Origin of the sequence: Alteromonas profundi, assembly GCF_010500865.1 — a bacterium.
In the GTDB taxonomy this organism is placed as follows: Bacteria; Pseudomonadota; Gammaproteobacteria; order Enterobacterales; family Alteromonadaceae; genus Alteromonas; species Alteromonas profundi.
The window spans coordinates 176,763-198,189 of sequence record NZ_JAAAWN010000002.1 but is presented as its reverse complement, the minus strand read 5'-3'; the positions used below and the strand labels follow the sequence as shown (position 1 = coordinate 198,189).

22 protein-coding genes are annotated in these 21,427 nt (G+C 45.9%); 3 read left to right on the top strand and 19 right to left on the bottom strand.

Translation table 11 applies throughout. The features are described 5' to 3' along the window. Positions 1–40: 40 nt before the first annotated feature. The 3 genes from GTH32_RS02440 to GTH32_RS02430 all read right to left on the bottom strand — a co-directional run bounded on the left by GTH32_RS02440 (position 41) and on the right by GTH32_RS02430 (position 2,610). Entirely contained in the window at positions 41–217 is a 177-nt protein-coding gene (locus GTH32_RS02440; protein ID WP_163083638.1) for a hypothetical protein, read from the bottom strand. Positions 218–506: 289 nt separating this feature from the next. Then, on the bottom strand, positions 507–1,994 hold the full coding sequence (gene nhaC / locus GTH32_RS02435; protein ID WP_163083637.1) for a Na+/H+ antiporter NhaC: 1,488 nt from the start codon (positions 1,992–1,994) through the stop codon (positions 507–509). A gap of 109 nt (positions 1,995–2,103) precedes the next feature. Then, complete coding sequence (locus GTH32_RS02430; protein WP_163083636.1) at positions 2,104–2,610, bottom strand: M48 metallopeptidase family protein; 507 nt, start codon at positions 2,608–2,610, stop codon at positions 2,104–2,106. Between the two features lie 243 nt (positions 2,611–2,853). Here GTH32_RS02430 and GTH32_RS02425 point away from each other — a divergent pair, with 243 nt between their 5' ends. Then, positions 2,854–3,489, top strand: coding sequence for an SDR family oxidoreductase (locus GTH32_RS02425; protein ID WP_163083635.1), 636 nt, complete (start codon positions 2,854–2,856; stop codon positions 3,487–3,489). Between the two features lie 19 nt (positions 3,490–3,508). On the opposite strand, the gene GTH32_RS02420 is transcribed toward GTH32_RS02425, so the two are convergent. The 14 genes from GTH32_RS02420 to yceD form a co-directional block, all read right to left on the bottom strand. Continuing rightward, positions 3,509–4,066 carry a pyridoxamine 5'-phosphate oxidase family protein gene (locus tag GTH32_RS02420; protein WP_163083634.1) on the bottom strand — a complete coding sequence of 186 codons (558 nt, stop codon included), beginning with the start codon at positions 4,064–4,066 and terminating at the stop codon, positions 3,509–3,511. Positions 4,067–4,083: 17 nt separating this feature from the next. Next, entirely contained in the window at positions 4,084–4,863 is a 780-nt protein-coding gene (locus GTH32_RS02415; RefSeq protein WP_163083633.1) for a TatD family hydrolase, read from the bottom strand. A 39-nt stretch (positions 4,864–4,902) separates the two neighbouring features. Beyond that, entirely contained in the window at positions 4,903–5,796 is an 894-nt protein-coding gene (gene holB / locus GTH32_RS02410) for a DNA polymerase III subunit delta' (RefSeq protein WP_246223111.1), read from the bottom strand. After that, positions 5,796–6,413: a dTMP kinase gene (tmk, locus tag GTH32_RS02405; protein WP_163083631.1), complete on the bottom strand. Its 618-nt coding sequence runs from the start codon at positions 6,411–6,413 to the stop codon at positions 5,796–5,798. The genes holB and tmk overlap by 1 nt, the downstream gene beginning before the upstream one ends. A gap of 16 nt (positions 6,414–6,429) precedes the next feature. Beyond that, entirely contained in the window at positions 6,430–7,443 is a 1,014-nt protein-coding gene (mltG, locus tag GTH32_RS02400; RefSeq protein ID WP_163083630.1) for an endolytic transglycosylase MltG, read from the bottom strand. Continuing rightward, positions 7,427–8,269, bottom strand: coding sequence for an aminodeoxychorismate lyase (gene pabC, locus GTH32_RS02395; RefSeq protein ID WP_163083629.1), 843 nt, complete (start codon positions 8,267–8,269; stop codon positions 7,427–7,429). The genes mltG and pabC overlap by 17 nt, the downstream gene beginning before the upstream one ends. 115 nt (positions 8,270–8,384) lie before the next feature. Then, on the bottom strand, positions 8,385–9,623 hold the full coding sequence (fabF, locus tag GTH32_RS02390) for a beta-ketoacyl-ACP synthase II (RefSeq protein WP_163083628.1): 1,239 nt from the start codon (positions 9,621–9,623) through the stop codon (positions 8,385–8,387). An 81-nt stretch (positions 9,624–9,704) separates the two neighbouring features. Beyond that, the gene (gene acpP / locus GTH32_RS02385) at positions 9,705–9,944 is read right to left on the bottom strand and encodes an acyl carrier protein (protein ID WP_075609221.1); all 240 of its coding nucleotides are present in this window, start codon (positions 9,942–9,944) and stop codon (positions 9,705–9,707) included. 197 nt (positions 9,945–10,141) lie between these two features. Then, complete coding sequence (fabG, locus tag GTH32_RS02380) at positions 10,142–10,882, bottom strand: 3-oxoacyl-ACP reductase FabG (RefSeq protein WP_163083627.1); 741 nt, start codon at positions 10,880–10,882, stop codon at positions 10,142–10,144. 10 nt (positions 10,883–10,892) lie between these two features. After that, on the bottom strand, positions 10,893–11,822 hold the full coding sequence (gene fabD / locus GTH32_RS02375) for an ACP S-malonyltransferase (protein WP_163083626.1): 930 nt from the start codon (positions 11,820–11,822) through the stop codon (positions 10,893–10,895). Between the two features lie 70 nt (positions 11,823–11,892). Further along, positions 11,893–12,858: a beta-ketoacyl-ACP synthase III gene (locus tag GTH32_RS02370; RefSeq protein ID WP_163083625.1), complete on the bottom strand. Its 966-nt coding sequence runs from the start codon at positions 12,856–12,858 to the stop codon at positions 11,893–11,895. Next, positions 12,855–13,880, bottom strand: coding sequence for a phosphate acyltransferase PlsX (gene plsX, locus GTH32_RS02365; RefSeq protein ID WP_163083624.1), 1,026 nt, complete (start codon positions 13,878–13,880; stop codon positions 12,855–12,857). The genes GTH32_RS02370 and plsX overlap by 4 nt, the downstream gene beginning before the upstream one ends. 15 nt (positions 13,881–13,895) lie before the next feature. Beyond that, complete coding sequence (gene rpmF, locus GTH32_RS02360; protein ID WP_163083623.1) at positions 13,896–14,066, bottom strand: 50S ribosomal protein L32; 171 nt, start codon at positions 14,064–14,066, stop codon at positions 13,896–13,898. Between the two features lie 3 nt (positions 14,067–14,069). Further along, complete coding sequence (gene yceD / locus GTH32_RS02355; RefSeq protein WP_163083716.1) at positions 14,070–14,603, bottom strand: 23S rRNA accumulation protein YceD; 534 nt, start codon at positions 14,601–14,603, stop codon at positions 14,070–14,072. 379 nt (positions 14,604–14,982) lie between these two features. On the opposite strand from yceD, the gene GTH32_RS02350 reads away from it, so the two are divergent. Beyond that, a complete protein-coding gene (locus tag GTH32_RS02350; RefSeq protein ID WP_163083622.1) occupies positions 14,983–15,618 on the top strand; it encodes a Maf family protein in 636 nt (211 codons plus the stop codon). On the opposite strand, the gene GTH32_RS02345 is transcribed toward GTH32_RS02350, so the two are convergent. Together GTH32_RS02345 and rluC are read right to left on the bottom strand one after the other, a co-directional pair. Then, positions 15,604–16,260, bottom strand: a complete 657-nt coding sequence (locus GTH32_RS02345) for an HAD-IA family hydrolase (RefSeq protein WP_163083621.1) — start codon at positions 16,258–16,260, stop codon at positions 15,604–15,606. The two genes, GTH32_RS02350 and GTH32_RS02345, sit on opposite strands and share 15 nt — an antisense overlap. Positions 16,261–16,278: 18 nt before the next feature. Beyond that, positions 16,279–17,229, bottom strand: coding sequence for a 23S rRNA pseudouridine(955/2504/2580) synthase RluC (gene rluC / locus GTH32_RS02340; RefSeq protein WP_163083620.1), 951 nt, complete (start codon positions 17,227–17,229; stop codon positions 16,279–16,281). A gap of 753 nt (positions 17,230–17,982) precedes the next feature. On the opposite strand from rluC, the gene rne reads away from it, so the two are divergent. Continuing rightward, the gene (rne, locus tag GTH32_RS02335; protein ID WP_203565329.1) at positions 17,983–21,408 is read left to right on the top strand and encodes a ribonuclease E; all 3,426 of its coding nucleotides are present in this window, start codon (positions 17,983–17,985) and stop codon (positions 21,406–21,408) included. The last annotated feature ends 19 nt before the right edge of the window (positions 21,409–21,427 follow it).

Genomic DNA, 21,427 nt, shown 5'->3' with positions numbered 1-21,427 from the left:
GTAACGCAGCCTAATATAATTTTAGATAAGGTGGTTTTCATTATGCAGCTCCTAACTGACTAGACAGACTATTTACTTCACTATTAGGGGTGGTTTTCACCGCAACGCAGACCTGATCGCCATAATAATTGTTGGCGTAGTTGCATTTCGTTTGAATGGGGGTCGTGGACGCACTATGGCCATTTGGCATTGTTAGCTTTTTAAGTAGTGTGCTCATTTCATTCTCCTTTTTAGATTGTGTGCATTATTCACAATTCACAAAAGCTATTAAAACGAGTAAATCTGATATAGGTGATAGCTTTTATAGATGGTAAAAACTCTAGCTAATAGGAAAAAAGTATGTTTGAAAGAGGACGGTATTTAATTCCCTCCACCCTGCTGATAGTTGAAAAGAATTAATGTGGGAACTGCGAGTTTAATCAAGCGATAAGTGTGGGCATTGGGGCGGTCAGTAAAGGGCTAACGCCAAACGAGGCTCAACATTTCTGCCAAGCCTCCTGTTCTAATTAGTCGATTTTTGGCGAGCCATCTTTATTAAACTTAGCGATAGTCTCGCCCGATTCTTTCCACCTTGCACGTTCTTCGTCGCTGGCCTTAGGCGAATACAGCCCAGTGAACGCATAGAAAATACCGATAAGAGGCGCCGTCCAGCAGGCAAAGGCAAGAGGTATGTATAATAGATTTTGTAAGTTATCCCCAGAGACCCCAAGACCAAGCGCCGAAATAACAAACGCGCCCCCAGCATTCCACGGGATAAGGGGCGACATAAGCGTTCCTCCTTCTTCAATACCGCGAGAAAGATTTAACGTAGAGTACCCCATCCCCCTATATACAGGGGAGTACATACGCCCAGGTAAGGCTACAGATAAATAGGGGTCGCCGGCCACCAAGTTAGTGGCGAAAGCCGTTCCAACGGCAGCCGTCTGGGTACCGGCAAATGTGGTTGCTTTGCTCTTTATAGCATTAATAATACTTCTCAAGCAGCCTGTGGTTTCTAGCGCGCCACCAAAACCTAATGCAATTAATACTAACGAAATGGTCCACATCATAGACTGGATACCGCCTCGATTTAGCAAGCTGTCTATCTCTGCTATTCCTGTTTCAATCGCATAGCCGTTATTCGCAAAATCAAATACCGACTGTAAGCTTTGACCTTGTGTAACCATCGCCATTGCGCTACCCACTACTACGCCAGCAAAAAGAGAAGGTAGCGGCGGGCACTTTTTAAGCGCCAGTGCCATAACTACTAATGCGGGCACAAGGGCCCATGGGGAAATATAGAAGTTATTTTCTAACGCCGTGGTAATACCTGAAATTTTCGCAAACGAAACGCTTTGTGTATCTATAACGAAGAACCCCACCGCGATGTAGATAACCAGCGCAATTACCATAGCTGGAATCGTTGTGGCCATCATATTTTTAATGTGAGAAAACACATCTGTACCCGTAACCGCAGGCGCTAAGTTAGTCGTATCAGACAGCGGCGATACTTTATCCCCGAAAAATGCACCTGAAACCACCGCCCCGGCAGTCCAATACATAGGAATATCGAACCCCTCGCCAATGCCCATTAACGCTAACCCTACCGTGCCAACGCTACCCCAACTTGTGCCCAAAGAAACCGAAACAACGGCACATATCACCATACCTGCGGCTAAGAATATTTGCGGAGAAAGCGCGTTGAGCCCATAGTAAATAATTGTAGGCACCGTGCCACTAGCAATCCAAACACCAATAATCATGCCTACTGTTATAAGTACCGAAACCGAGGGGAGTGCAACATGAATAACGTGGAAAATTCCTTCACGAATATCCTCCCACGTTAACCCTAAATACACCCCCAACAGGCTGGTTAGCGCTAAGCCGATTACAAGGGGAATATGGGGCTCAAACACCCCAAAATAAAAAATCTGGGTACCTAAAATAAGCAGCGTTAACACCACAGGCGTAAGCGCAACGGCTAGGCCAGGGGTGACAAGTTCCTTTTTTTCCATGTTAGTGCCCGAAGTCCATAGTTATACTTATGAAAAAGATACGTGCACTAATGCTCAACAGATCGGTTTATAGGAATGGAACTGCTCTTGTTAAGAAACGTTGATTCGGTTATTTTTTCCGGCTGTAAGGGTTATCCCCTAACGAGAGAGAGGCACAAAAGAGTCGTAAGTCTAGCTCTAACTGGTGATAGTCAGGCGCCATGTAGCAGCAAAGTCGATAGAAGCCTTTATTGTGCTCTTTCTCCCTAAAATGTGCCAGTTCATGCACTACCAACGCTCTTAATAAGGGTTCTGGCGCATACATCAAATCGCTACTTATTGCTAAATCGTGCTTGCGCGTTTTCCCCTGCATACGGTACGTATGAGTACCGAGGGCATTGGTGATCATATCGCCTTGCTTTTTAAACCCTGCACGTCCAAAAGGAGGTTCGTTTTTCAAATACTGCTTTTTTAACGAAGTCGCGTACGTATAAAGTAGTTTATCAGAGGTAACATCGTGGGCATTGGGGTACTTGCTAATAAGATAATCCCTTACTTTGTTATTCTCAATCAAACGAAGTGCTTGTTCAACGATGTCTTTGGGGTAGCCGGTAAAGTACCGCGCATAATGGCTCATGGTGCATTCTCTATACAGTGTAAAACATAGCCTTGTTACTACGATTGGGCCGATGCAGTAGTAAATACTACCACAGAGTATATTGTTGCTAACCTTGCCTCTTAGCAACAACATACGTTTACCCTGCTTTATTACTATTCACCGCATAAACATGTAATTTACCCTGCCCTGACCAGCCCCCCGTGATCTAAATACTGGTTTAACACTATCTACCAATACATTCATTTCAAGGAGTAGTTACATATGTCTACTATTTTAGTTATAGGCGCCACCGGGCAAATTGGTAAACAAGCTACTAAAAAATTGCTCGATGCCGGGCACAAAGTCGTTGCTTTGACTAAAAGCCCTGAAAAGTTGAGTGACGTTGAAAATGCCAACCTTACCATTGCCGAACAAAACCTTGAGGGCGATTTTTCGTCTGCATTTGAAGGCGTTGATAATGTGGTATTTGCAGCAGGAAGCGGCGGCAACACGGGGGCTGACAAGACACTGCTTATCGACTTATGGGGAGCGAGAAACGCGGTAAACTATGCTAAGCAGGCGAACGTTTCGCAATTTATTATGGTTAGCTCTATTGGCGCGGGCAACCCTGACGAGGTTGACGGTGATATTAAGCCTTATCTAGTAGCAAAACATATGGCAGATGAACACCTAATAAATAGCGGCGTACCTTACGTTATTTTACGCCCCGGCAGCTTGCTCAATGAACCAGGGACGCACTTAGTTACCACAGATATGCCCAATAATAGAGATGATGCAGTTATTCCACGGGAAGATGTGGCAACAACGATTGTTGAAAGCCTAAATCGCTCGAGTGATGACAATCTAATTGTGCATTTATTTAAAGGCGATACGCCTATCTCTAAGGTGTTTGAATAACCCGCTTAAAGCGGCGCCATCAAGGTACAACTGATTGGCTTAGCCAATTCCCTTGCCCGTCGAGATAGTGTAATTCTCGGTACTGTGGGCTACCGCGTAAATTTAGGTAGTCCACTTTTGTTACATTCAATAGCAACACGCAAAAATGCGCGGGTACCTCATCGAAACTACCGGTAACGCTTAAGGCTGCACCGTCATTTCTAGGGGTGGTTGGCTCTCCCCACAAGAACTGCTTTTTCCCCGCATCAGATAATCGTTCCCAATGCGATCTTACTAACACAGGCGCGTGCGCTGTGGTTACCGAATGGGCCGTTACCGAAAAGCGGTACTGCTCACGGGTCTTCGCGAAATACCAACAGACTTGTGCTTTATTTTGCTCGCACAGTTGCGCGTACTTACCCGTTCGCGTATCGGATATTACGACTAAGTCGTTGTCTTCGGTTAACCCACGATACACCACCGTTCTACAGTAAGGCGTACCCTCTTCATCTGCGGTAGCTAGCTGAAAATAACGACTTTCCGGTACACTACGGGTTTTATGTAAACTTTTGGTCAATCCTTGTCGCCATTGAGGCATAAGGTACTCCTGCTATTTTAGTTACCTTTACGTGCAGTTAGCGAAAAAAGGTTATAAAAGTTTTCAGTAGTACAGCGGGCTAACTCTTCTACGGTGACCCCCTTTAACTCAGCAATAAATTCTGCCACTTCAACCACATAGCCGGGCTGATTTTGTTTACCACGGTGAGGAACTGGCGCCAGCCAAGGCGAATCCGTTTCTATTAATAAACGTGATAATGGAATGGCTTTTACTACCTCACGTAACTCATCAGCGGAATTAAAGGTAACGATGCCGGATATAGAAATATAAAAATCCATTTCTATCGCAGCTTGCGCCATTTCAAATGTTTCGGTAAAGCAATGCAAAACACCCTTGGTATGAGGTGCTTTATGCGCTTTCAGTAAGTTAATGGTGTCTTCGCGTGCATCACGGGTGTGAATGATAAGCGGCTTGCGCGTTTCGTTCGCCACTTTAATATGATCAACAAAGGAGGTAAGTTGTACTTCTTTACTTTCTGGGCTGTAAAAATAATCTAAGCCCGTTTCCCCTATTGCCACCACTTCGTCACGTTGCGCTTTTTCAAGCAGCTCAGCGTAGCTACATGCTTCATCTTGATGAAGCGGATGTACCCCACAGGAAACAGATACATCGCTAAAACCTTTCACTGTTTCAAGCATGCTATCGTAGTCGTTTACCGACACACACACGCAAAGAAAATGTTCTACCCCTCGGGTTCGCGCGAACTGTAAGGTTTCTGCCAACGCTTCGGGCGACTGCTTTAATCTATCTAGATGACAATGAGAATCTACGAACAAAATACACCTGTTTCGTTTAGGTTAACGCGACCTTGCGCATTAACATTGAAATTGTTGCAATACACCTACCAGCACGAGAGATTTATTCACGCCTGGGTGTTGCAGCGTTCTAAGCGCATCCACACAATGTTGATAGCGCGCATAGTCTCGTGGTTGGCCACCATTACGATACGCTTTTTGCGCTTCTTGCTGGCACCACTGAGTTACTTGTATCGCGTGAGCTTGCCACTTGCTAGCCAAACTTAATACCTGCTGCTTTTGCCCTCCATTATTTGAACTTGCAAGGAGAGCGCCAAAGCCGTCAGAAAAACGTCTGTATGAGAATTCATCTTCACTTTTCATCGCCGCCTCTACTCTAAGGGGCGCGTGTCCATAAGCTTGTAATAGCGCTTCACTGGCATCGTCGATACCCTTTGAATTAAGGTACTGCAAGCTACTTTGAGTATCGGGAAGCGACAACGTATGTTTCTCACACCGGCTTAAAATGGTCGGCATCAATCGGTTAAGACTGTCGCTTATCAATAACAAGTAGGTGTTATTTGTGGGCTCTTCTAATGTTTTCAACAAGGCATTGGCCGCGGCCTCAGTCATACTGTCGGCTTGCGGAATAATAAGTACTTTACTGCCCCCCATTTGTGCCGTGCCACTAAGCTTTGTAATGCCCGTTCGAATAGCATCTACCCCTAACTGCTTCTCGCTCTCAAGTACATGATAATCAGGGTGGTTACCCGCTTGGCGCAAGTGACAACTTTGACATTGCCCGCATGCCCCGCCATGGGTAGGCTGTTTGCACAGCATATCGAATGCAAGCGTCTCTGCTAGCTGCTGCTTTCCAATACCCGCTGGACCGCTAAATAACAACGCATGATGTAGCGTTTTATTGATATAGCGATTAACCAACTGGGTATACGTTGCCTGCAACCAAGGAAGCATTAGGACAAGTACTCCTTTAATACATTGCATACATCATCATGAACGATAGCCATCTCGTTCATCGCATTGACAACAACAATGCTGTCGTCTTGGCTGGCAAGGGCCAAATAGCGCGCCCGTGTTCGCTCAAAAAACGCCAAGCCAGCCTGCTCTATTCTGTCTAGTTCGCCACGCCCTCGGGCACGTTGTAAGCCAACAGCTGGCTCTACATCAAGATAAATAGTGAGGTCGGGCTTAAAGCCATTTAGGGCGATGGCACTGATTTCTTTCATCGTGTTAGCGTTCATTTGTCGACCGCCACCTTGATATGCTTGTGAGGATAAGTCGTGTCTATCTCCCACTACCCATATGCCCTTTTCTAAAGCGGGAAGTATTTTATTTTTTAGAAGCTGAACTCGCGCCGCATACATAAGAAGTAGTTCGGTCTCTTGTGCTACCGTTTCTTCCCAATCGTGTTTTACACACTCTCGAATTGCTTCGGCCATAGGTGTGCCGCCGGGCTCACGGGTTTGTTCTACACCTATCCCGGCCTTTTCAATATACGCCTTAATCAGCCCAATGACTGAACTTTTCCCAGCCCCTTCAAGGCCTTCTACAACAATAAATTTTCCGTTCATAATGTGCTGCGTTTATCTATCTCTTGTTTAGCTGGTATTTTCGTACCGCGTTATTGTGCGCTTCTAGTGTGGTTGAAAACGCATGGCTTCCATCCCCCCGTGCGACGAAATAAAGTGCCTCTGTCGTTTGAGGGTGCAGTGCAGCCATAATGGCCTCTTTTCCTGCCATGGCGATAGGTGTTGGAGGCAGACCTTTAATTACATAAGTATTGTACGCGGTGGCTGTACGTAAATGCTTGCGCGTAATATTGCCATCGAAGTCCTCACCAATGCCGTATATAACTGTGGGGTCGGTTTGCAGGCGCATATTTTTACGCAATCTATTCACAAACACCCCCGCTATTAGGCTTCGTTCTGCTGGTACTGCTGTTTCTTTTTCAATAATGCTGGCTAATATTAGCGCTTCAAAGGGACTATCTATAGGCAAATCGTCTTGTCTTTTTTGCCATTCTACACTGATAAATTCATGCATGGCGGAAAGCGCGCGGGATAAAATAACGCTGGCCTTGGTATTTGCGGTATAAAAATAAGTGTCTGCGAGAAATAAACCTTCTGGTTGATCGTGATACTTTGCCCATGGGGAATTTTTTACTAATTCACTAATACGATTAGCATCAATATCAAAAACAAGGTGCTCTTGGTGTTGGCGTAGTGTATCTAGCCACTGGGTTAAGGTTAACCCCTCTACCAAGCTCACAGAAAAATAATGCTCTTCACCGCGGGTTAACTTCGCCATTAAAGAGGTTAACGTCATGCCTTCGTCAAGCGCATAAGTGCCCGACTTAATATCGGTATCAGTAGCAAATACCCGTAACCATACTTTTGCAACAAAAGGCGAAATGCGGGTAAGTGACCGTTGACGAAGATCTTTCACAACCCTATATGCACTGCTCCCCCGCTCAACGGTATACAGTTGCGGTTCTGTAATCATAAGTGGTTGTTCAACACGTTGTTTTATGTAAATTATTCCAGCCCCTATGGCACCTATAAATAACGCGAGTACCACGCCTATACTAAGTAAAATTCGCATTCTCTTCCTGATACTTCTTTAATAGTAAGCTGTCTAACCATTGCCCATCGGTGCCGTTAAATGACAGCTGACCTGCATCGCCAAGGTGTATTATAGTTACTGGCATAACGCCCATTAACGCATTGGTAATAACTAAGGCGTGAGCAGACGCAATATCTTCGATTGTGTAACTCCCCTGCTCAATCGGCTTTTCCGCTTTGTTTGCAGCATCAAGTAAATATTGACGCACCACACCGTTTACACCACATCCACCTAATTCAGGGGTACACCAATGTACGCCGTTATGAAAAAACACATTTCCTGCACTGGCTTCGATAACATGATTGTTGGTGTCGAACACGAGTGCATCGTCGGCATCACGGTTTATCACCTCTTGCTTAATTAGCACCTGCTCTAAACGGTTCATATGCTTTATACCCGCAAGGGCAGGCTGAATGGCTAACCGCGTGTCGGCACAAATAAGTTTTGCCCCACGCTGTTTTACATTGGCGTAGTGCACAGGGTAATCGTGAACAGAAAAGCGAACGAGGGAAGGCTTTTTAGGATCGCGGGCATAGCCCCGGCCGCCTTCACCAGCGCAAACATGCACTTTTAGTACATATTGCTCGCTCCCGTGGCCTGCGACAAATTGGTTAATGGCAGTGGCAAGCTCAACACAATTAAGTGCGATACCGAGTGCTTGTGCGTCATGATTTACCCGTCGAAGATGATAGTCGAGTAATCGCACCTGCCTACCTACCACATGCATAGTGGTAAAAACCCCATCACCATAATTAAATGCTCTATCAGACGGCGATATGGCGGCATTATTGGCTAGTATGTACACAAAACACCCACGGTTACTTAAACAGCGCTAAAGTATACCAAGTTAGTATGTGTAAACAAGAAAAGGCAGCCATTAGGCTGCCTTGATAAACGTACATATTCTTTTTGCTGGTACGCTAAGGTCGCTTGAATATCAGCGAGCCATTCGTTCCGCCAAAGCCAAATGAATTACACAGCGCATAATCTGAGGTAAACATTTTCGCTTTGTTTGCTACAAAGTCTAAGTCGCACCCTTCACCTGGCGTATCTAAGTTAATGGTAGGCGGCGCCATTCTATCTCGCAAAGCAAGAATAGTGAATATTGCTTCTACCGAACCCGCCGCGCCAAGAAGGTGACCTGTCATCGATTTCGTGGAGCTAACCAACACCTCGTAAGCATGCTCATTGAAAACACGTTTAACCGCCGCAACTTCCGCCACATCTCCCGCCGGGGTAGACGTTCCGTGAGCGTTTATATAGCCGATGTCTTTACCTTCAATATTGGCATCGCGTAATGCGTTTTCCATCGACGCTGCAGCACCTTCACCATCAGCTGGCGGTGACGTCATGTGATAAGCATCACCGCTCATACCAAAGCCGACTAATTCGGCATAGATAGTTGCACCACGGGCTTGCGCTGCTTCATACTCTTCAAGCATTACAACGCCAGCACCTTCGCCCATTACAAACCCGTCACGATCCTTGTCCCATGGGCGGCTAGCCGCTTGAGGATCATCGTTGCGCGCAGAGAGAGCACGAGCAGCTGCAAAACCGGCAATACCTAGAGGGGTAATAGAGGCTTCCGCCCCCCCTGCCAGCATTGCGTCGGCATCGCCATAAGCAATGGTACGCGCCGCTATCCCTATATTGTGTACACCCGTAGTACAGGCTGTAACAACATTAATATTTGGCCCTTTCAACCCTTCCATGATAGACAGGAAACCTGAGATCATATTGGTAATGGTTGAGGGTACAAAAAAGGGTGATACACGCTTAGGACTGCCATTTAACAGCTTAAGGTGGTTTTGCTCAATTTGTTCTAAACCTCCAATACCCGAACCAATTGCCACACCTACACGATGTGCATTGTCTTCAGTAATACTAAGGCCTGAGTTCACTAAGGCTTGTTTACCCGCCGCTATACCTAGCTGGATAAACCGGTCCATTTTTTTCGTTTCTTTTTTCTCAATATATTCCAACGGATCAAAATCATTGATTTGACCAGCGAAACGAGTGGAATAATTACTGCTGTCGAAATGAGTGATTTCACCAATGCCACTTTCGCCTGCAAGCAGCCGGCGCCAAGTCTCATCACTATTGAGACCTAAAGGTGAAAGCATTCCAAGACCAGTAACCACGACGCGACGTTTTGTCACAATAAGTCCTCGCATTGGAACCAAAGGGGGAGATACAGAAAACGGCTCTAAAAAGAGCCGTTTTTACATATAACGAAAGACTTAAGCGTCTTTGTTTGCGTTGATGTAATCAACAGCTGACTGAACAGTAGTAATTTTTTCTGCTTCTTCGTCAGGAATTTCTGTATCGAACTCTTCTTCTAACGCCATTACCAATTCAACGGTGTCAAGTGAGTCAGCGCCTAAGTCGTCAACGAATGAAGCTTCTGATTTTACTTCTTCTTCTTTCACGCCAAGCTGTTCAACGATGATTTTCTTAACGCGTTCTTCAATGTTACTCATATTCTAGGTTTCCCTTAAACGTCACTAGATAGTAAAAGTGTCGCTAGTTTATTTTGCAAGGTGCGCCCTTGCAAGCACCAGTTTAAACTTATTGTCTGGTCAAACCAGCGACATCCCAAATTCTTAATACTCTATTTTTACATCCTAGTTGGGGGAAATACTACCCCTAACTAAGTTAAATTCGCAAAAAATGCGAATTAGCCCATATACATACCGCCATTCACATGAATGGTTTCGCCTGTAATATAAGCAGCACCGTTACTCACTAAAAAGGCAACAGTGGCGGCAATTTCATCAGGATCACCCAAGCGATTAGCCGGAATATCTTTAAAAATTGCCTCACGCTGATCGTCACTCAGCGCCTTGGTCATGTCTGTATCGATGAAGCCGGGTGCGACCACATTTACAGTGATCCCCCGAGAGGCGACTTCACGCGCCATTGATTTAGAAAAACCAATAACACCCGCTTTTGCCGCTGCATAATTCGCTTGTCCAGCGTTACCTGCACACCCTACAACAGAACCAATATTAACGATACGTCCAAAACGCTTCTTCATCATACCGCGAAGTACCGCTTTTGACAGCGTAAATATTGCGGTTAAGTTCGTATCTATAATATCCTGCCATTCGTCATCTTTCATACGCATAAGCAGATTATCACGAGTAATACCGGCATTATTGACTAAAATATCAATGCCTCCGAAATCACTAGTAATTGCTTTAAGTGAAGCTTCAACACTCGCTTTGTCAGTTACATTAAGCGCAAGCCCTTTACCACCTTGTGCTGACAAATAATCAGTAATGGCAGTGGCGCCAGTATCACTTGTAGCCGTGCCGATTACCGTAGCACCCTGCGAAGCCAACTCGGTAGCGATTGCTTTACCAATCCCCCTGGTTGCTCCCGTTACCAGTGCTACTTTGCCTTCTAATTGACTCATAGCCTTTCCTTTATTGTTTTAGTGCTTCCACACCTTCAGGTGTATTAACCGAAAGATAGGTTAATCCCTTACTAATACGTTTATTTAAGCCTGTTAATACCTTACCAGGCCCAACTTCAATTATTCGTTCAACCCCTGCGTCAGCGAGATATTGAACCGTACGCGTCCACTGAACAGGGCAATGCAATTGGCGAACTAGCGCATTTTTTATGCTTTGCTCATCTGTCTCTATGGTGACATCGACATTATTAACAATATTAATTTTTGGCGTTTCTACCTTTAGGGTAGCCAGCATTTCTTCAAGCTTGTCAGCAGCTGGACGCATTAGTTCACAATGAGAAGGTACACTTACCGCTAATGGCAGCGCACGTTTTGCGCCCGCTTCTTTACAAGCTTCACCGGCTTTCTCGGTTGCATTTTTCTCACCGGCGATGACAACCTGACCAGGCGAATTAAAATTAACCGGCGCAACAACATCACCCGTGGCAATCGCCGTTTGGTGGCAAATATCAGCAATAGTATTATCGTCTAAACCAATAATGGCATACATAGCACCGGCACCCGCAGGCACGGCTTGTTGCATATATTGACCCCGGGCTTCAACAAGCTTTACCGCATCAGTAAAGCTTAACGCACCGCCGCATACTAGCGCAGAATACTCTCCTAAGCTATGACCGGCCAAATAATCAACATCAATACCCTGCTCTCGCATTACTCGCCACACTGCCACACTTGCAGTAAGTAACGCAGGCTGGGTTACATGGGTTTCGTTTAGCTTGCCATTGGCATCATTTTGTACCAACTCCCACAAATCGTACCCTAGCGCCTCTGACGCCTCTTTAAAGGTATCGATGACAGCTGGGTAGCTGTCGGCTAACTCATTAAGCATACCCACTGCTTGTGAGCCCTGACCTGGGAATACGCAGGCTGTTTTTGTCATATTTATTCCTTATTATTCTTAAATACTTGTTATTAGCCAGAAAAGGAAGACAAGTTTAGTGGCGTACTCATTAATAGCGTACTAGGGCTGATGCCCAAGCGAAGCCGCCACCAAAGGCTTCTAACAATAAGTGTTGCCCACGCTTAATACGGCCATCTCGAATAGCGGTATCTAACGCAGTAGGTACAGTTGCTGCCGAGGTGTTGCCATACTTTTCAAGAGTAAGCACCACTTGGTCAAGCGACATATCGAGCTTCTTGGCTGTCGCTTTAATAATTCTGAAATTTGCTTGATGAGGTACTAACCAGTCTAGATCAGACTTTTCCATATCATTGGCAGCTAAGGTTTGCTCCACCACTTCTGAAAGCTTATTTACCGCAACTTTGAATACTTCATTGCCACGCATCACCCCCCAATTTTCGTGGACAGATTGCTCGTCACCACGGGTGGGATTACCTACGTACAATAAGTCGCCGTATGAACCTGCTGCATGAATATGTGTGGATAAAATGCCCGGCTCGTCGCTCGCTTCAATAATGGTCGCCCCTGCCGCATCACCGAAAAGAATAACCATGGTGCGATCAGCGGGATCGATAAGGCGGCTTAAACAGTCGGTGCCAATAACCAATATGCGTTTGGCCATGCCCGACTTTATATATTGATCGGCAACGCTAAGCGCGTAACAGTAACCAGCGCACGCTGCGGCTACGTCAAACGCAGGAATACCATCTATGTCTAATAAGCGCTGAATTTCGCAGGCGGTACTTGGCAATGCGTATCGCCCACTGGTCGTGGCACAGACAATCATATCGATGGATTTCGGGTCGATACCAGCCATCTCTATCGCTTTTTTACTGGCTTCATACCCCATAGTTGCAGCGGTTTCATCTGCACCTATGATACGTCTTTCTTTTATTCCTGTACGGTCGGTGATCCATTCGTCACTGGTATCTACCATAACCTCAAGGTCGGCATTGGTACGCACATCCGTTGGATAATAACTGCCCGTACCAATAAATCGTGAATATTTGCTCAAAGCTGCTCCAACAATACCGTTTCTATTTTGGTTTTTATTTTGTCTGGAACTTGCATACGTGCTTCCGTAATCGCCTGTACAATGGCGTAATAAAAAGCGTCTTTAGATGCGTTTCCATGACTCTTAATAACAATGCCGCGCAATCCTATCAGACTCGCGCCGTTATACTGGTCGGGGTTCACACTGTTATAGATAGATTTCAGTAGCGGAAAGGCTATTTTAGCCATCAGGCGGCTATAAAAATTACGTTGAGAGTGGCGTTTTACTTCGTTTATCACAAGCTTAGCCAAGCCTTCACTCGATTTTAACGCTACATTCCCAGTAAAACCGTCAGTGACCACCACATCAGCGTGGTCGGTAAATATATCATCGCCTTCTACATAACCAATATAGTTTATACCTGGCGCGTCTTTAAAAAGCTGGTCAGCTGATTTAACTTGCGCATTACCTTTAATGTCTTCTTCACCCACGTTTAGTAGGGCTACGCGGGGGCGTTCGATGTCTGCCAGTTGTTGCGCTAGTACAGAGCCCATTACCCCATACTGAAATAAAATATCGGGTGTGCAGTTAACATTAGCACCCAAATCGAGCAAGACTACTTTATGGTGGCTAGCCGTAGGCATCATGCCAACTAAGGCCGGCCTATCTATACCCGATAAAGTTTTAAGTAGATACAAAGATAAGGTAAGAAGTGCCCCTGTATTTCCGGCACTCACGCATGCATCAGCCTGCTTTTGTTCGACTAATTCAATAACACGGCGCATGGATGAACGTTTTTTATGACGTAAGGCCGAGGTAGGCGCTTCGCCCATCTCAACGACTTGCTCGCAATGGGTTATTTCCACACGATCTCGCGCACTTGGCGTTAATCGGCTAAGAATAGGAGAAATAACGGCTTCATCGCCGCACAAATTGAAATTTACGTCGGGGTAATTTTGGATAGCCTTTACGGCTGCAGATAGGATAACAGGGGGACCATGATCGCCCCCCATGATATCTAACGCGATGGTTAGCTTAGACAAAATGTAGTCGCCGTGTTACTCGCCGATTACTTTTTTGCCTTTATAGTAACCGTCTGCGGTTACGTGGTGACGACGGTGTGTTTCACCCGACGTTGAATCGACAGACAAAGTCGCGCCTGTCAATGCATCGTGTGAACGACGCATACCACGCTTTGAACGCGTTTTACGATTTTGTTGTACTGCCATAACTTACTCCTGGTCTCGCTTAAGTTCTTTCAAAACCGCGAATGGGTTTTTTCGCTCTTGTTCCGGTTCAATCTTTCCGAACGTCATATCGTCCCGTTTAACCGTACACTCCGACTCTGCATGACGGGGCGCAATAGGCAGGGATAACAAAATTTCGTCTTCAAAAATTTGAAGCAGACTGACTTCTCCGTGGTCGTTGACCTCTACCGGTTCGTAAGCCTCGGGAATGCTGTCCTCATTTTCCTGTCTTTCTCCCTGCACTGGAGTAAAACAGAAATCCACATCAACTGGATAATCAAGTTCACCATTACACCGCTGACAGATAAGTGTCACCTGCATGCCTAAATGACCGTGAAAAACAGTAAGACCCTGCGCGTCTTTTTCAAACTGTACTTCAACGTCCACGTCGTCGCTGCATTTGACCACTGCCTCGCTCAATCGTTCCATATCTTTAGACGCCATGATGCCCCGATAATCGGAACGTTTCATAGCACTTTTAGTCGGTTCAACCGAATGAGGGAGTTTCACTTTCTGCATAGGGCGCGCATGATATAGCCTCATCCCGCGAGTGTCAAAGCATTAATCACTATTACCGGTAAATTTTAAGCTAAAAAACTAACTAAGAAAAATAAATTTAGTCCCTTTATTGGTAAACCAGCGGGTTGTCGTAAATACTGTACAATGGGAAACGCAATAATCACTCTCGATGTACTGGTGATGTTATAAGGAAAATGACCAAAGGAAAACACGTATTAGTAGTGTACTATTGCGTGATATTATTAGACCAGATTTAGGGTGACTTAGTGTAAGTCGTGAGTCCTTTGAATGACGGGTCTTTATGTATTTGGCTATGGATATTCTGGTGCGGGGAGGTCTCTCGTGTTGCGTATTCATAGTGTTGTAGAAGGGTTGTAGTATGACCAAACTTGTTTTAGCTTCATCCTCTGCTTATCGTAAGCAGTTACTCGCCAATATAGGCATACCCGTTGAAACCTATGCCCCCGCTATTGATGAAACACCCCTACCCGACGAATCGCCTATTGATCTCGCCACCCGGTTAGCGTCTGCTAAGGCACAAAAAGTTGCCCATCGTTATCCTGAGCATATTGTTATTGGAAGCGATCAGGTCGCTTTAGTTGAAACATCTACCGGAAAACATTTGTTAGGCAAACCCGGTACGGTAGAAAACGCAGTAGCGCAGCTTAAGATGTGCCAAAATAAAACCGTTTCATTTTATACTGCGTTAACCGTATGTCGTTTTGCACAAACTGATAGCGAAGCGAGGTGTGTAACTCAAGTAGAAGAAACCAGCGTATTCTTTCGTCAACACAGCGAAGCCCAACTGCGGGCCTATGTAGAAGCCGAACGGCCTTTAGACTGTGCGGGCAGCTTTAAATGTGAAGGAATGGGGGTACTTTTATTCGAGCGCATAACCAGTCGCGATCCTAACACCCTGATTGGTTTGCCCATCATGTTGTTACACAACCTACTGGACAAACACTTTGATATCGATTTACTGGATATCGCAACCTCAAGGTTAGCGTGCGTTTAGGTAATCTTGTAATTCAATAATGCTGTGGACAATGGTTTTTGGCGATAGCGCCTCTAAGTGAACTTGGGCGTGTACGCCATAAGACACACCGATACGATCCATGCCTATAGATTTTGCCATTTGCATGTCGTAGGTAGTGTCGCCTACCATTACCGCGTCAGAAGCACGAATGTTTAGCTCATCAAGAATCTGCAACAACATATCCGGTGAGGGTTTCGACTCAGCATCGTCAGCGCATCGTGAGGTGGTAAAAAAGTGCCCAGTGTCGGTTTGCTGCCATGCACGGTTTAATCCCCGTCTGGCTTTTCCCGTTGCAACAGCAAGCACACACCCTTGTTCTTTCAGCGAGGTCAATAAACCATTTACACCTTCAAACAAGGGACAAGGCGTATCGTCTTTTGAAACAAATGCTTCTTTGTACGCCAATACTAGCCGCTCGGCCAACCCTTCATCTTGTATATTAAATAGCTGTTTAATGGCAGGCTTTAAGCTTATTCCTATTATATGCCCTACTTCGGCGGCTGTGGGAACAGGCATAGCGCACTCACGTGCCGCTATTTGCATACAGCTAATAATTTTCGCTGCTGAGTCCATTAAGGTGCCGTCCCAGTCAAAAATAACAAGTTTGTACTTGGGTTGCATAACTGCTTTGTCTATCCTTTATTTTACCGTCAACGCATTTAGCGTTGCGGTTAATGTTGCATCTAGCGGTGCGCTAAACTTTATTCGTTCTTCGCTGCCCGGATGAATTAGCGAAATGCTATGAGCATGAAGAAACAAGCGACTAAGACCTATTTGACGCATTTTATTGTCAAACTCGGCATCACCGTATTTAGGATCACCGCCAATAGGATGTCCTGCATGTAAACAGTGAACGCGAATTTGATGGGTACGCCCGGTAATAGGTGAAGCTTCAACGAGGCTTGCACCATTATATTCTTGTAATATGCGGTAGCGCGTTTCTGAGGGTTTGCCGTCGTCGGAAACACTGACCATACGCTCACCAGACTGCAGTACATTTTTTCGTAACGGCGCCTTTACCTTAAAGCGTGTACTAGGCCACTGCCCTGCGACCAACGCCTGGTACCGTTTATCCATTTTCCCAGTACGTAACTGCTCATGCATATGCCGCAAAGCAGAACGTTTTTTGGCTATAAGGATACACCCGGAAGTTTCACGGTCTAAACGATGCACTAACTCCATAAATTTAGCCTGTGGGCGCAGCGCCCTTAGCCCTTCAATTAAGCCGAAGCTTAGTCCGCTCCCTCCGTGTACGGCAATACCAGAAGGCTTGTTGATAACAATCAAACGCTCATCTTCAAATAAAATTTGCGACTCTAAGGCCGCTATTTTATCTAGTTTTGGAGATGGCGCAGGGGCGCCTTCAGAAACACGAACCGGCGGAATACGAACGATATCCTCAGCGGCGAGTTTATATTCAGGCTTAACCCTGCCTTTGTTGACCCGTACTTCACCTTTGCGCAAAATACGATAAATCATGCTTTTGGGCACACCTTTTAACTGGGTGCGCAGAAAATTGTCTATTCGTTGCCCTGCCATGTCGGCATCTATGGTAACAAATTGTACTTTTTGAGATGTTTGTTCTTTCATAGCGGCCAGTATAACGCATAGCAAAAGGCCACTGATACAGAAAACTGAGGACAAACGAAAAATAATTTAAAACGTGATAATTTTGGCAAAATTTTGCTTAAACTGAGCGTAGACTGCAAAACCTAGCAATAAAAGCACCAATTAGGGGGCTTATTTAAGTTACAAACCTTGCTTAAATGCAACCATTGGTGCGATAATCAGGTGTGTTTTTGGCGGGCTACAACCCCGTAAAAACAAAAATCCCGTAGGGTTGCACACATCATTCGGTTTAAAAATACCGCTTTTACGCCTCCCTACGATCAAAGGAGCGTCGTCACTTTCCGGTTGCGTTTTTCAATGGATAAGCTCAATAAACAAGCTCAACGAACACGCAATTATATATCGGAAAATCGAGTTATAGAGGCAACGACTACACTGCCGTTAGATAACTCAAGTGCCGCTCGCGAGCACATAATAAGTTCGCCGTTTAGCAAACAGAATTGAATTGACAAAACAAGCACTACGCCAATGCGATGCTTGTTAACAGTAAGTAAGAAATAAGGGCATGTCGCTCCCGACATCCATTTGAACATTTAGATGCGTGAAGCCTTTGGGCTGTCTATTATAATGGCAACCTATCAGCGCCGAAAGTTCGAGGATAATGCGACGTTACAACAAGGTCCCCGTCCAGCCGTGAGGTTGCGCGGTGAGGGTTTGCACATGTCACTTTAATTTTGTGTCTAAATGGCTGTATATAAAACAGAGTTAGATACAATGAAAAGAATGTTAATTAATGCAACTCAACAAGAAGAGTTGCGTGTTGCCCTCGTTGATGGGCAACGTTTATACGATTTAGATATTGAAAGTCCTGGGCACGAACAAAAGAAAGCAAACATATACAAAGGTAAAATTACCCGCGTAGAACCAAGCCTAGAAGCTGCGTTCGTTGACTATGGCGCAGAGCGTCACGGCTTCCTTCCTCTTAAAGAAATAGCACGCACATACTTCCCTAAAGGTTACAGATTTGAAGGCCGCCCTAACATCAAAGATGTTATTAAAGAAGGCCAAGAAGTCATTATCCAAATAGATAAAGAAGAACGTGGCCAAAAGGGTGCAGCGCTAACAACGTTTCTTTCGTTAGCGGGAAGTTATTTAGTACTTATGCCGAATAACCCTCGTGCAGGCGGTATTTCTCGCCGCATCGAAGGTGATGAGCGTACAGAGCTTAAAGAATCATTAAGCAAACTTGATCTTCCTGATGGCATGGGCTTAATCGTTCGTACTGCGGGTGTAGGCAAGTCTTTTGAAGAACTTGAGTGGGATCTTAAAGTGCTATTGAAGCACTGGGATGCCATTTCTGGTGTGGCAGCTGAGCGTGAAGCTCCCTTCCTTATTCACCAAGAAAGTAATGTTATTGTCCGTGCTATTCGTGACTACTTACGTCGCGACATTGGCGAAATCCTTATCGACAAAACCAGCATATATGAACAAGCATTACAGCACATTCAATTGGTACGTCCTGACTTCGCAAACCGCGTAAAACTTTACCGTGGTGAAGTCCCTCTATTCAGCCACTATCAAATTGAAAGCCAAATTGAGTCGGCCTTCCAACGTGAAGTACGCTTACCTTCAGGTGGCTCAATTGTTATCGACCCTACCGAAGCATTAACGTCTATCGACATTAACTCGGCCCGCGCGACTAAGGGCGGCGATATTGAAGAAACGGCACTTAATACAAACCTTGAAGCGGCCGATGAAATTGCTCGACAGTTGCGTCTGCGCGACCTCGGTGGCTTAGTCGTTATCGACTTTATTGATATGACGCCAGTGCGCCATCAGCGTGAAGTTGAAAACCGAATGAAAGACGCGGTACGCAGTGATAGAGCGCGTGTTCAACTTGGTCGAATTTCACGCTTTGGGCTACTGGAAATGTCGCGCCAACGCCTACGTCCATCTCTTGGTGAGTCAGCGCATCATGTTTGCCCTCGCTGTTCAGGCCATGGCACCATTCGCGGTACTGAATCACTTGCATTGTCTATCTTGCGTATACTTGAAGAAGAAAGCATTAAAGAAAATACAGGCCAGATAGAAGCGCAGCTTCCAGTTCCTGTAGCAACGTATTTGCTTAATGAAAAACGTAAATCAATTCAAACGCTAGAAAAACGTCATGGCGTTGACCTTATACTTATTCCTAACGCGAATTTAGAAACGCCGCACTATCAAGTAATGCGCCGTCGCCCAGATGATGCGTTAACAGATGCAAGCTACGAAGTTGAGCTTATGCCTGCTGTAGAAGCTGAAACCGAAGCCGCTACTATGGCGCCGGTTAAACGAGAAGAACCCGCTCTTAAAGGTTTAGTGGCACCAACAGCGGCGCCTGTAGTAGCACCTAAAGAAGAGAAAGAATCAGCCGATGCGGTTTCCTTGTTCAGCCGCATAGGAAAATGGCTAAGTAACCTTTTCGCTTCTGAAGATGAAACATCACAAGAGCAGCAAAAACAACAGCAAGATGCTCAGCGCAAAGGAAATCAATCGCGTAACCGCAACAACGATGATCGTCGTCGCAAACCGCGTAGAAATAACCGTCGTAACAACCAAGCTCAAGGCAAAGATGGCGAGCAAGAACAACGCAAGCCACGCCAAGAGCAAGATGAGAAGCGGAACAATCGCAATCGTAAGCCGCGTAAAGCACAACAGCCCCGCGATGAGCAGCAAAAAGCAAAACCAGCTGCGCCTGCTGAGACCAAAGACAATCAAGGTCAAGAAACTCAGACGCAGAAAAAACGTGAAGTTGCAGAACGTCGTAAGCGCAGAGATACGCGTCGAAGCGTTCGCGTAAGCAAAGACGAAACGAGCAATAAGGCTGACGCGCCAGCGAAAACGCAAAAGCAACAAAAGCCAGTAAAAGCAATGGCGGCTAAAGACGATGCTAAGCGTGATAGCAGCAAAACTGAAACCCAGTCTGATAAGCCTATTGAGTCGAACAAGGCACCAAAAACCAAGCCTGAGACTAAACCTGCAACTAAATCAGAAACTAAGCCAGTAGTGACACAGGCGCCAGATACGGCTAATGATGCAGCGCAAAATGTTGAGCAGCAGACAAGCCCGGTTAGTCATGGCGAGAACACGGTCAGCGAACAAGACGACAATGGCCAGAAACGTGAAAGCCGTGGTCGCTCTCGTCGTTCTCCACGTCATGTGCGTGCTGCTGGTCAGCGTCGTAAAAAGGAGTCTCAGAACCAAGGTGATGAGCCTACTACTGCGCAAACCCAAGCAGAGATGCCTGGAAAACTAGAGCCAGAGAATACATCTGAGGCAAACGTGGAAACCAAGGTTGAAACGAACGCTGACGCCGCTGTAGCGAATACAGCGAAGCCAGCCCCTGTTGAGGTATCTGATGCGCCACAAGCGACAGCAGATAACGCTAATGTGCAAAGCGATGCAAGTCAAAGCGATGATGCACAAAGCACTGGGGTTAACGTGGAAGAAACTCAGGCAGCCAAGCCTGGTCCACTCGAAGCTGAAGATGCGCCAGCAGAAACCACGCCTAAAATTAACGCTGAAGCTAAAACCGAAGTTAAGAGTGAAGATACGTCTAGTGAGAAGGCAGAGCCGGCCTCAGATAAGCCTGAGCAAAGTGCACCAGCTGCGGTACAAGATGAGCTTCAGTTTGACGCTGCTTCACATAGCGATACAGACACTGAAACTGCTAAGGCCCCTGTTGATACATCTGCTCCAAAGGCAGAGGCGTCGCCAGAACAAGTTGAGATTGACTTAGGCGATAGTGAGCCATCTAGTGATGATGAACCATCAACTGGCAAGGAAGTAGAAACGGCTAAAGAAGCGGCTAACGCGGAAGAAACTACCCCTGCACCAGTAGAGACAAACGTTAAGCCTACGGTAATTGCTGAGACGCCTGTTGCCAATAAGCCGCTAAATACGGCACTAGCAGCAACGAGCCGCGGTAAAATTCGTGCATCTCATCCTATGGCCACACCGGCCTCTGTAGATGATGTATTTGCAGAATTGAGCCTACAGGCAAAAACCAATGACGCTCGCCCTGCTCTTGCTAATTGCGGTAAGTCAGCGGTAATAAGTCAGGCTTCAGCTAGAGCGTCTGCGCCAGCAACACTCCCAGAGAGTGTCGATGATGCAGCAGCGGATCATGAAGCATCACAGGACGGTTCAGCGAATAGTTAACCGATACGTCTGCTTCTCC